Annotated in this window: 11 protein-coding genes; 1 reads left to right on the top strand and 10 read right to left on the bottom strand. The window is 49.3% G+C overall.

Features of this window, described 5'->3' with window-relative positions; translation table 11 throughout:
- Positions 1-264: 264 nt before the first annotated feature.
- From HMPREF2872_RS05960 to HMPREF2872_RS05940, 5 genes are all read right to left on the bottom strand, one after another.
- Entirely contained in the window at positions 265-1,161 is an 897-nt protein-coding gene (locus HMPREF2872_RS05960; protein WP_070632040.1) for a polyprenyl synthetase family protein, read from the bottom strand.
- Positions 1,145-1,372 carry an exodeoxyribonuclease VII small subunit gene (locus HMPREF2872_RS05955; protein ID WP_070632036.1) on the bottom strand — a complete coding sequence of 76 codons (228 nt, stop codon included), beginning with the start codon at positions 1,370-1,372 and terminating at the stop codon, positions 1,145-1,147. The genes HMPREF2872_RS05960 and HMPREF2872_RS05955 overlap by 17 nt, the downstream gene beginning before the upstream one ends.
- A gap of 135 nt (positions 1,373-1,507) precedes the next feature.
- The gene (locus HMPREF2872_RS05950) at positions 1,508-3,364 is read right to left on the bottom strand and encodes a ribonuclease catalytic domain-containing protein (RefSeq protein ID WP_070632034.1); all 1,857 of its coding nucleotides are present in this window, start codon (positions 3,362-3,364) and stop codon (positions 1,508-1,510) included.
- Between the two features lie 108 nt (positions 3,365-3,472).
- Positions 3,473-4,393, bottom strand: coding sequence for a patatin-like phospholipase family protein (locus HMPREF2872_RS05945; RefSeq protein WP_070632031.1), 921 nt, complete (start codon positions 4,391-4,393; stop codon positions 3,473-3,475).
- A gap of 99 nt (positions 4,394-4,492) precedes the next feature.
- A complete protein-coding gene (locus HMPREF2872_RS05940) occupies positions 4,493-5,110 on the bottom strand; it encodes a tellurite resistance TerB family protein (RefSeq protein WP_070632027.1) in 618 nt (205 codons plus the stop codon).
- 151 nt (positions 5,111-5,261) lie between these two features.
- Here HMPREF2872_RS05940 and rsgA point away from each other — a divergent pair, with 151 nt between their 5' ends.
- Positions 5,262-6,128 (top strand): ribosome small subunit-dependent GTPase A, encoded by an 867-nt coding sequence (rsgA, locus tag HMPREF2872_RS05935; RefSeq protein ID WP_070632024.1) that lies wholly within the window; start codon positions 5,262-5,264, stop codon positions 6,126-6,128.
- A gap of 108 nt (positions 6,129-6,236) precedes the next feature.
- Here the strand turns inward: rsgA and HMPREF2872_RS05930 are convergent, their stop codons facing one another.
- The 5 genes from HMPREF2872_RS05930 to HMPREF2872_RS05910 form a co-directional block, all read right to left on the bottom strand.
- A complete protein-coding gene (locus HMPREF2872_RS05930; RefSeq protein WP_049328774.1) occupies positions 6,237-6,431 on the bottom strand; it encodes a hypothetical protein in 195 nt (64 codons plus the stop codon).
- 23 nt (positions 6,432-6,454) lie between these two features.
- Entirely contained in the window at positions 6,455-8,509 is a 2,055-nt protein-coding gene (gene metG, locus HMPREF2872_RS05925) for a methionine--tRNA ligase (RefSeq protein ID WP_070632022.1), read from the bottom strand.
- Between the two features lie 156 nt (positions 8,510-8,665).
- Entirely contained in the window at positions 8,666-9,709 is a 1,044-nt protein-coding gene (locus HMPREF2872_RS05920) for an XVIPCD domain-containing protein (protein WP_070632020.1), read from the bottom strand.
- Positions 9,710-9,729: 20 nt separating this feature from the next.
- Positions 9,730-10,413, bottom strand: a complete 684-nt coding sequence (locus HMPREF2872_RS05915; RefSeq protein ID WP_070632015.1) for a hypothetical protein — start codon at positions 10,411-10,413, stop codon at positions 9,730-9,732.
- A gap of 260 nt (positions 10,414-10,673) precedes the next feature.
- The gene (locus tag HMPREF2872_RS05910) at positions 10,674-11,183 is read right to left on the bottom strand and encodes a hypothetical protein (protein WP_063076354.1); all 510 of its coding nucleotides are present in this window, start codon (positions 11,181-11,183) and stop codon (positions 10,674-10,676) included.
- Between the last annotated feature and the right edge of the window lie 692 nt (positions 11,184-11,875).

The raw sequence follows: 11,875 nt of genomic DNA, 5'->3' as shown, positions 1-11,875 counted from the left end.
GAACCTGTTGAAAGCGGCTAACAGGCTAAGTGCGCCTGTTAGCGCCTAAAAGGCGGCTCGGATGCCTGATTAATCAGGTATACAAGGATAATTAAGGGTGGGATTTGAGTAGAATCAGTGGATATTTGAAACAAAAACAGCCGAAAACCTGTGTTTGGATTTCGGCTGTTGGAGGAAAGGCTTTTTTGCAAAGGTCTCAGGCTGTTAAAAAGGCCGTCTGAAACCCAAAATCAGGTTTCAGACGGCCTTTATTTATTTGCAGGTTTAGTTTTTCCGTGCGGTAACAAACTCGGCCAGTTGGCGCAGGCGCAGGGCTTTGTCGCCGAATGGTTCGATCAGGGCAACGGCTTCTGCAATCAGCGTTTCTGCGTAAGTACGCGCAGCGTGCAGGCCCATCAGTTTGACGTAGGTCGGTTTGTCGTTGTCCGAGTCTTTGCCGGCGGTTTTGCCCAAGGTGGCGGTATCGGCTTCGCAGTCCAATACATCGTCGATCACTTGGAAAGCCAGGCCCAATTTGGCGGCGTAGTGGTCTAAGGTTTGGATTTGCGCCGGTGTTAAGTCTGGGCAGGAAAGTGCGCCTAAGGCTACGGCCGCGCGGATGAGCGCGCCGGTTTTGAGGCTGTGCATCTGTTCCAATTCGGCCTGATTCATGGCTTTGCCGACGTTGGCAAGGTCGATGGCTTGTCCGCCCGCCATACCAAGGCTGCCGGATGCTTGTGCCAGCGTGGACAACATGGCAAGCTGGCGCTCGGCAGACAGGCCTGTCGGACGGCTCAGTACATCAAAGGCTTGGGTTTGCAGCGCATCGCCGACCAAAAGGGCGGTTGCTTCATCGTATTGCACATGGCAGGTCGGTTTGCCGCGGCGCAGGCTGTCGTTGTCCATCGCCGGCATATCGTCGTGAACCAGCGAATAGACGTGCACCATTTCGATGGCCGTCATCGCCTGCTCGACGGCGTTTTGGTTTGCTTCGCCCAATTCGGACGCGGCAAGCACCAAGAGCGGGCGCAGCCGTTTGCCGCCGCCGAGGGTAACGTAACGCATGGCTTCATGCAGCGTGTGCGGCACTTGGCTTTCAGACGGCAAAAAATGCGCCAGTAGCAATTCGGTTTGCGCTTGGGCTTTTTGCTGCCATGTTTTGAGTTCATTCGCCGGGTTCAAGGTTCAACTCCTTCAGTTCGCCGGCATCCAAGACTTGCAGTTTCTGCTCGACTTCCGCCAATTTGGTTTGGCAGTATCTGACCAATTCGTTGCCTTCCTGATAGGCGGCCAGGGCGTCTTCCAGCGGCATTTCGCTGCTTTGCATGGCCTGGGTCAGGGTTTCGAGGTGGGATAAGGCTTCTTCAAAGGATTGGGGGGCGTTTTTTTTCATGGTTTGAAATGATGGGCAGAAAAGGGGAATTGTAGCATTTTTAGATGATTAAGGCCGTCTGAACAGGGGTGAAAACGAAATCAAAGATTTCTGTTTCTTTGTTCAGACGGCCTTTTTTCAAACGAAATAACGTTATCAGCCCGGTAAAACGGCTTTTTGATAGTTGAGCGCGATAAACTGCTTCTCGGCATCCAATTCAGTGATTTTAAACAATGCCTGCGATTTAGGCAGCGCGTCAAACGGAATACCGGTCGCGCGCGTTACCAGCGGCAAGCCTTCAATGCGGACGAGGTCTTCTTTGAGGATGGTGGCCGTCAGCTCGCTGATGCCTTGCTGTTGCAGATAGACGAGGCTCCAGTAGGCTTCCATTTGGCGTTGGAAGTCGGCGTAGGCTGTATAGGCGGCATCAAAGTCGCGCAGCGCGGCGAAAAGCTCGGCATCGCTGTTTTGATACAGCGGCTCGGCAGAGTCGTCGATCAGGCTGATCAGCTGTTTTTGGTTGATGTAGTCGGCGGCGCGGCGCAGCGGCGAGGTAAACCAGCCGTAATGCTGCACGCCCATACCAATGTGCGGCTCGGATTTGGTACTCATGCGCACTTTGCCTGCCGGTTGGACGCGGAAAAGGCCGGGCAGCTCGTTTTCGTCCAGCATTTGCGCCCAAGTGCTGTTAGCCAAAATCATCATCTCGCTGACCAGCGTATCGATGGGCGAACCGCGTTCGCGGCGGACGACGGATACGTTGCCTTCCTCATCCAATTCGATGCTGTAATCGTATTGTGGCGCACGGTCGGGCTCGTATTTGCCGCGCGCTTTTTGCAGGGCGATGGCAAATTGATAGAACCAAATCAGGTCTTGATGGTGGGCGAACATCATTTCGCCTGCTTCATCCAAGCCGGTTTCGGCGTTGAAATGCGGCTCGATGGTTTGAATGCGCAGGTTTTCAGCGATGTTGACCGCTTCGATTTTGCAGGTCGGCGCGCCGACGTTGAACTCGCTGTCCACATCGAAATAAATGCTGATGGAAGGGCGGTATGCACCTGCATCAAGGCTGAACGCGGCGATCCAGTTTTCGGGCAACATGGTGATTTTGCCGCCGGGAAAATAAACCGTGCTTAAGCGTTCCATGATGTTTTTTTCCATTTTGTCGCCTTGTTTAATGGCAAGCGACGGCGCGGCGATGTGGATACCGACGCGTTTCATGCCATTGCCCAAGTCGGTCAGGCTCAAGGCATCGTCCACTTCGGTGGTCGATTCGTCGTCAATGGAAAAGGCGGTAACGTCGGCCTTGGGCAAGTCGGGCATTTCAGGAAGCGGAAGGTCGGGGAAGCCTGTTCCTTTGGGGAAATATTTGATTTCAAACCCGTCTTGCAGGTATTGGGGAATGGACGTAATGCCGCCCGTTTTTTTCGCCAGTTCGTAGGCGGAGATTTTCAGCTCGTCGGCGGCTTTGGTAAAGGCTTTGTAGGTCAGCGACTGCTTGTCGGGCGCGTGTAAGATGGTTTTCAAATCCGCCGCGATTTCAGACGGCATCTCGCCGCGTTTCAAGGCTTCCGCCCAAGCGTCGATTTGCGCGTCTTGCTGTTTTTTGCGTTCGATGGCGGCAAGCGCTTGTTTTAAGGTTTCTTCGGGCGCGGCTTTGAACACGCCTTTGGATTTTTTGTAGAAATACATCGGCGCGGCGTAAAGCGCAATTAAAGTCGCCGCCAGCTCGGTTTTGGTCGGCGCATGGCCGTAATATTCTTCGGCAATCGCCTCGGCGGAAAATTCTTCTTCGCCGCATACTTCCCACAATAAATCGGTGTCGATGTCCGCCGCCTGCGCCTGCGCGTTTTCCAAAAACGCCGCCATATCGCCGTCAAACTCGGCAAAGACATTGTTTGCCTTCACTTTGGTGCGTTTGCCGTGTTGGGTATCGACTTGGTAGGTGGCGTCGTTTTTTTGGACAATAGAGGCAACTTTGAATTGGCCGGACTCTTCGTAAAAGATATTCATTTTTTTAGGATTTTATGATTTGTAGGAAACGCGTGATTTTAGCAGATTTGCACAAGAAAGGCCGTCTGAAAAACATACTTTCAGACGGCCTGTTCAAACGGTGGATGATTAATACTGATATGCCGCCAGTTTGCGTTTGATTTCAGGCAGGGCGGCGCGTGCGGCCTGTTCGCCCAGTTGGATGGCGCGTTGTTTTTGGTCGAAGCCACCAACCGAACCCAGCTCCAAAACCTGCGGTTTGATGACCACATTGGCTTGTCCCAATTCTTGGCGCAAGGCAGTTTGACTCATTACGTTGAAGGTTTGGTCAAGATAGGAGAACATGCCTTGGTTGACGTTTTTGGCTGGACGGGCGGAAATATCGACGGCAATGATGAAGTTTGCGCCCAATTTTTTCGCCGCGCTGACCGGTACGGGTTGCGACAGGCCGCCATCTACATATTTGCGGTTGCCGATGACGACAGGTTGGAACACGTTCGGAATCGAAGCGGAAGCGCGGACGGCCTGTCCGGCATTGCCGACGTTGAACACCACCGGTTTGCCGCTTTCAAAATCGGTCGCAACGGCGGCAAATTTGATGGGGAACTGCTGCATCGGGCGGTTGCCGACTTTGCGGTTGATGTAGTTTTGCAGTTTTTCGCCTTTGATGAAGCCGCTAGTGGACAAGGTCAAATCCACCAAATCGGTTTTACCCAAAATTTCCGCTTCCAATTCGAGGCGGTCGGGCGACATTCCCGAAGCGTACATACTGCCGACAATCGAGCCGGCGGATGTACCGGTAACGATTTTGATCGGAATATTGTTTTCTTTCAAAACCTTAATAATTCCGATATGGGCAAAGCCTTTGGACGCGCCGCCACCCAAAGCCAGCGCAACTGTGGCTTTCGGTTTGGGTGCAGGACGCGAAACCGTATTTTGACCCTGTGTAGAAGGTTTGGATTGCGGCGCGTTGCCACTCGGACAGGCAGCCAATACCAAGACGGACGAAGCGGCTAAAAGCGTTTTGAATGTGGAAAAAAGTTTATTCATGTTCAGACAGCCTTTAATATGTCGAAAGGGTTATTTTACTCTCAAATTAAGTCGAAAGGCCGTCTGAAATCAGGTTTCAGACGGCCTTTTAAATCAAGCTCAAGCCAATTCGAGCTGTTTTTCCAAGCTTTCGACCAGTTGGTCGTCCAAATTCAAAGCTTGGGACAAACGGCTCAGGAACACGATTTCCTTGCGCGACAAGTCCGCGCAGACCAATCTGGCCGCCAGATAAGTTTCAGCTGCCAAAGCCTCGTCGCTGCCGACCGCAGCCGCAATTTGCTCGATAGAGGCCGGTTGCGCATATTCAGCCTGCAGCCATGCCGCCATTTCCGCATCGTTGCCGCTTTCACGCTCAATGGCCGCGCGTTCCGCATCGTCAATCAGGCCGTCTGAAGCCGCCGCCGCAATCATCGTTTGCAAAATCACACGGCTGTGGTTTTCACCAATCAGACCGGCAGGTTGGAACGCACTTTGCGGCAATTCTTCCTGCTGGCGGTTTTGTTTCCAGTTTTGATAGCCTTTATAAGCCAGAAAACCCAAAGCAGCGACCGAGCCGGCCTTGACCAGCTTCTTCGTATTTTTCTTTTTCAACAGCATTGATGTCAAAGCACCCGTCAGTGCGCCGCCGCCGAAAGAATTGAGCGGGCTGTCCGCTACCGCTTTGCCGCCTTTTTGAGCCGCACCCAAAACTTGATTGAGCAACTGACTGAAATCCATAAAGAAATCTCCTGAAAACAAATACATTGCAAATATAGGGCAGAAACACCAAAAAACCAAGCCAAAGAAAGTTAAAAGGTGCAAACAAGTTTTCAGACGGCCATAGCCGACTTTCGGTACAATCACACCATTCCAAACAATAAACCCCATCATGACCGATACCGCCCAAATCATTACCAGCTATGGCCGCCGCTATATCGTCCGCACCCCCGACGGCCAAACATATGACGCCACCACCCGCAAAAAACGCGTCGATTTCGCCTGCGGCGACCAAGTCCGCATCAGCCCCATCAACGGCGAACAAGTCGTGATTGAAGACTACCTTCCGCGTGAAAGCCTGCTCTACCGCCAAGACGCGTGGAAAACCAAACTGATTGCCGCCAACGTTACCCAACTGCTCATCGTAACCGCCGCCAGCCCCTCACCCAGCGAAGCCCTGTTGCAACGCGCCCTCCTCGCGGCAGAAGCGGCCGGCATCGACGCCGTCATTGTCCTCAACAAAGCCGACCTCCCCGAAACCGCCCAATGGCGCGAGAAACTCAAATTCTACGAAACACTCGGCTATTTAGTGGTTGAAACCAACGCATTGGAAAACGCCGACATCCTGCGTCCCATTTTAGAAGGGCAAACCAACATCCTGCTCGGACAAAGCGGCATGGGCAAGTCCACCCTGACCAACGCCCTACTCGGCAACCAAGCCGCCCGAACCGGCGACATTTCCACCGCGCTCGATTCCGGCAAACACACCACCACCCACGCCCAACTGTACGATTTAAACGCAGAAACCCGACTCATCGATTCCCCCGGCCTGCAAGAATTCGGCCTGCATCATCTCCAAGCCGCCGATCTACTGCAATACTTCCCCGACCTGCGCCACCTTATCGGCCAGTGCCGTTTCCACAACTGCACCCACCGCGCCGAACCCGGCTGCGCTGTCAAAGCCGCTGCCGAATCAGGCGAAGCCAAACCCGAGCGTATCGAATTTCTGCAACGCGTTACCGATGAATTGTTGAGATAAAGTTTTAACGGAAATAAGCGTTTGGATAAATAAAAAGGCCGTCTGAAAGTTTCAGACGGCCTTTTGTTGAAGCATAACCAAATTTACCTTTCAACCGGTATTGCTACCTTAGCGGGAAAGAGACGGTGCTTTTCGCGGCGGATTGATCATGAGAAGAACGGCTTCTTCAATTTTCTTGTCCTCCCGATCATGGAGCTCTACCGGAAACTTCAGACGCAACACTGCAACAATAGCGCCAACCGATAAGCCTGCATCATGAAGCAACTCAATTTCTTTAAGTACCGGTGCGGAAAGGTTTAACATGGTTTCTCCTTAAGATTTGATACTTAGCCCACTTTATCCCCGGGCTGTGCGCCTGCGTCAACGTCGAGGAGCTTCAGTTTGCCCTCTGCCGTGGCGGCGGAGAGGATCATGCCTTCGGATACGCCGAATTTTGCCATTTTGCGCGGGGCGAAGTTGGCGACGGCGATGACCATGCGGCCGTTCAATTCGGCGGGATTGGGATAAGACGCGGCGATGCCGGAGAAGATGATGCGTTTTTCAAAACCGAAATCGAGGTCGAATTTCAAAAGTTTGGTGCTGCCTTCGACGGCTTCGCAATTCAATACTTTGGCGACGCGCATGTCGATTTTCATGAAATCGTCGAAGCTCGCCTGTTCGGCGACTTTTTCGTATTTGCTGTCTTCAACAGGCGCAGGGGTCGTCTGAATGCTTTGTTTGTTGGCTTCGATTAAATCGTCCACTTGTTTTTGCTCCACTCGTTGCATTAAATGTTCGTATTTGTTGATGGCGTGTTCGCCCAAGGTTTCGCGCGTGTTCGCCCAGGTAATTGCGTTCAAATTGAGGAAATGCGCGGCATTGGCGGCGGTTTGCGGCAATACGGGGGCGAGGTAGGCGGTCAGCATGGTAAAGGCGTTGATGAGTTCGCTGCATACTTCATGCAGGCGTTCGTCTTGACCTTCCTGTTTGGCGAGCTCCCACGGCTTGTTGGCATCGACGTATTCGTTCACTGCGTCCGCCAATGCCATGATGTCGCGCAGGGCGCGGGCGTATTCGCGGTTCTCGTATTGCTCGGCAATGGTGTCGCTTTCGGCAGCGAGTTTTGCCAGCAATGCGCTGCCTGAAACGTCTTTCAGACGACCTTCAAAGCGTTTGGCGATGAAACCTGACGCGCGGGCGGCGATGTTGACGTATTTGCCGACGAGGTCGCTGTTGACGCGGGAAATAAAGTCTTGCAGGTTCAAATCGATGTCTTCGATTTTGCTGTTGAGTTTGGCGGCGATGTAGTAGCGCATCCACTCGGGGTTCAGACCTTGTTCCAGATAGGATTTGGCGGTGATGAATGTGCCGCGCGATTTGGACATTTTTTGCCCGTCGACGGTCAAAAAGCCGTGTGCGTACACGCCGGTCGGGGTGCGGTGGCCGGAGAAATGCAGCATGGCAGGCCAGAACAGGGCGTGGAAATAGAGGATGTCTTTGCCGATGAAGTGGTACATCTCGGTTTGGCTGTCGACTTTGAAATATTCGTCAAAATCGACGCCGATGCGGTCGCACAGGTTTTTAAACGACGCCATGTAGCCGACGGGCGCGTCCAGCCAAACGTAGAAGTATTTGCCCGGCGCGTCGGGGATTTCAAAACCGAAATACGGCGCGTCGCGGGAAATGTCCCAATCGGACAGCGTGGTTTCTTCGCCTTCACCCAGCCATTCTTTCATTTTGTTGAGGGCTTCTGGTTGCAGATGGGGCTTGCCGTCGTGCGGATTATTGCCGGAAGTCCATGCTTTGAGGAAGTCGGCGCATTCGCCCAGTTTGAAGAAGAAGTGTTCGGATTCGCGCAATTCGGGTTTGGCACCGGAAACGGCGGAATACGGGTTGATCAGTTCGGTCGGGGAATAGGTCGTGCCGCAGACTTCGCAGTTGTCGCCGTATTGGTCTTGGGCGTGGCATTTCGGGCATTCGCCTTTGACGAAGCGGTCGGGCAGGAACATTTGTTTTTCGGGGTCGAAAAGCTGCTCGATGACGCGGCTCTCAATCTTGCCGTTGGCTTTCAGCGCGCGGTAAATGTCTTGGGAAAACTGTTTGTTTTCAGGGGAATGGGTGCTGTAATAATTGTCGTAGCCGATGAAAAAGCCGGTGAAGTCGGCGAGGTGCTCTTCGCGCACTTTGGCAATCATGTCTTCGGGCGCGATGCCTTGTTTTTGCGCGGCAAGCATCACGGGCGTGCCGTGGGTGTCGTCGGCGCAGCAGTAGTAGCATTCGTGGCCGCGCAGTTTTTGGAAGCGCACCCAAACGTCGGTTTGGATGTGTTCGACCATGTGGCCGAGGTGGATGCTGCCGTTGGCATAGGGCAGCGCGGAAGTGACAAGGATTTTGCGTGTCATGGTTTGTGCTTTTAAAAACAATGGATAAAGATGTTGGGAATTATACCGCAAAACAATACGCAAAGGCCGTCTGAAACCCGATTGCCGGTGTTTCAGACGGCCTTTTGAGACTTAGCAGAAAGAATAAAACCTTTCGATTCGGTTCAGCATCTTCGCTTACGAAATCATCATCCCGCGCGATTGGGATTGCGCCAACTGCCTTTGTTGCGTTTCATATTCAAACTGTTGTTCCGTTTGCTTACTTTGAGCCACGCTGTCGGCAACAGGCGTCTGAGCCGCTGTTTTGGGATCGACGATGGCGACATCCAACTCTTCCGTATCATGGATGGCGTGCAGCTTGCCGTCCATTCTGCCGATACCGTCCACATCGGTCATTTTTGCTTTCTGCATGGCAGTAGTAAGGTAGGCGGCGGTATTGTCGAATTCCGTTTCGGACTGGCAGATACCTTCCCTTTGGTTGCATTCGGCCAGCAGGGTTCTGGCTTTTTCGTGCAGGGGTTGCAAGTCGGGGGAAAAGCCACCTGCCGCCTGCGCGTATTGATACGGTTGTTCGCGTTCGTTTTCACTGACAATCCACTGTCCGAAAGTACGGCTGGGCATTTCTCTTTTGATGGTGCGGTTCAAATTGCTGTCGGGCATCTGGTTGGGAATCTTGTCGAACTCTTCAATATTCGGCAATACCCTGATTGCCCCTTCGTGCGAATTATTACGGGTTCTGCCCACCTCTACTCCCTCGAAATGATGGATGTATTCCTTACCCTTATATATTCCGCTGCGGTAGAGGGCGGTAAAAGTAAAGTCGATGCAACTGTTGGTCGTCCAGTTATAAGTGCTTCTGTTGAAACCGTAATTTTGAGGGTTTTCCCCAAATTTCTGTAATGCTTTATATTGTTCTGCGGTAATCTCCATAGTGCGTTCGTAAACCGGATTTCGGTACTCTTTGTGCTCGCCTTTTTGTACATCCCCCGGTTTGTTGGGATGATACCAATGATATTTCTCGGTATCTTTAGGCGGAGCAAAACCGTAGGAATGGATGGTACGTCCGCCATCTTCGCTGATGCCGTAGAATACATGACCGGGCAGGGAGGTTTTTTGCTGCTTTGTTTCCTCATCCAATTGAGGTTTCCCCGTGTCTATATCAAATAGAGGTGTGCCGGGTGCAGCCACATAAATGGTCAAAGTGTATTTTTTGTTATTCATTACATTTCCTGTTTAAAAAATTATTTGCCGCTAGGTGGAAAACTTACATATACCGCCAATTTAAGCTTCGGATAGTCAGGATATTGGTGTAAGGCTCGGATTGATAGGCGGTAATAGCCTCCTTTTTCCTGTATTAGGAAATACGCCATCGAATTTTCATAAATGCTGTATTCTTCACCGTCAAATACTCTTGGAGACGGACTGCTGATAGCAGTATCTGCTATAAATTGTGTCTGATTGCTTTGAAATCGAGGTATATTGACTGCCTCGAGAGGAGCATCAAACAAATCCGAACGATAGATATGGCTGTCGCTCAGTCCAATTTGGGTTTTCTTTCCGTTTTTATCGAAATGGGCAAGTTTTGTCTCAAATTTTAGCAATTTATTTTTAATTAAAATATCATTCATGATAATCCCATTATCAATGTCAAAATATTTTTTATCTTCATACGGATACATTGTCATAATATATATGGTTTGATTACGAGCCTGATTCTTAGGAAGATATTTTTTCTTCAATTTGAAATAAAACACCTGCTCCTTCTTCGGATCGATAACCAACGGCTGCTCAAACGGCACTTCGTACACCGGATGTCCGTCAACCTCTTTCGGCACGTCTTTGTACGGGTCGCCGTATTGGGAACAGGCACTTAAAAGGGCTGTTAGAAATCCCAAAATCGTCAGGGTATATCTTTTTCCGCTCATAATAATTTCCTTTCTGTAAAATCATTTTGGGGTACGTTCTATATTGACATAAATACCTAATTTCAACTTGGGATAATCGGGATATTGCTTCAACGGTCTAACCGTAAGTTTGTAATATCCCCCTATATCCTGTATTAAAAAACCTGCTACGATAATATTGGTTGAAAGATAGTCTTCGTGATCTATAGAGCAGCAATATAAACTGTTACAGTATATTTTTTTAATCCGTCCACCATGATTTATCCTTGAAAAAAATTTGACTATAATATTTGTTTTCCTAATATACAGAGGAAAATTATTAAAATTGTACCGAATAAATTGGTTGCAATCGCTGCAAAAAATGCACTCCATGCTGATTTTGTAAAAAATCTTGGCTTCTTAATTGAAGGATAAATTGAACTTATAAAACAAAACAGTCCCCAAATATAATAGAAAATCCATGCAATGCCTGCTTTGGTATCTATAGAAGTCAAAATATCGTATGCCATCCAACAATACAAAACCAATGAAAGAAATATTGCGCCAATTACTGCCCCGCTGCGTAAACGCATATATAGGCAATAACTCGCTGCAATAGAAACCCAAAAACCAAGTAAATTTTCAATAAGACTCCGATCTATCGAAAAGTATCCATAGTATCTTATGTTGATATAGATTAAATAAGCCAAAGGCAATAACAGACTCAGAACAACGCTTACAATAGCAATCTTCTTTTCTAAAGCTATTGGTTGCTTCATACGTTCTCCAATAAAGGACGGTTTTTTTGACATAAGTTACCTCATTTAATCCAAATTAATAATCCATTCCATCACATACACAATGTACGTTTTTGGAATTTACAAAAGTTACTCGTATCGAACAATATTGTCCTTCAGTTTGAACTTTACATTGTGCCTGTCAAGTTTTCCATCCACAGATAGATTAAATTGAATAGATATATTTTGACTCGAGGAAGAAATCTTAATTTCAGGACTTTCCACCTGCATACTATTCCAGTCCTTTTTATCCAATCTATATCCTATTGCGTTAAAAACTTCTCTATTATTAACTGTTAACTTCTCCAGAATAACATTTTTTGCAGATGTATCATGCCATATTTTTAAACTGTGCGGAGATTCATATAACATATAGCTTCTAATCAGGAATATTATCAATAGCGCTATAATATAATACCAGCAAACCCATACAAAGTTATTTTAAAAAATTCTGGTATAAATGTTTTCATTTACTAATTCCCAAGAAAAATATCGATTCAATCATTGCTTTCTATTTTATATCAGAATAACAGCAATTCGTCTGAAAACCAATCCTAACCCGTTTTCAGACGACCTTGCTTTACTTATTGCTACCCACCTTTCAACGAGGCTACCTTCACCGCCCCCTTCAGCCGTTTGGTAAACATTCCATCCTGATAGTAGCGAATCTTGTTTACCTTCGCCGGATGTGCCATACCTTCGTAAAT

The sequence above is a fragment of the Neisseria sp. HMSC069H12 genome, from assembly GCF_001812735.1.
Classification (GTDB): Bacteria; Pseudomonadota; Gammaproteobacteria; order Burkholderiales; family Neisseriaceae; genus Neisseria; species Neisseria subflava.
Note: the sequence above shows the minus strand (reverse complement) of the source record. Positions and strands in the feature narration are given on the sequence as shown.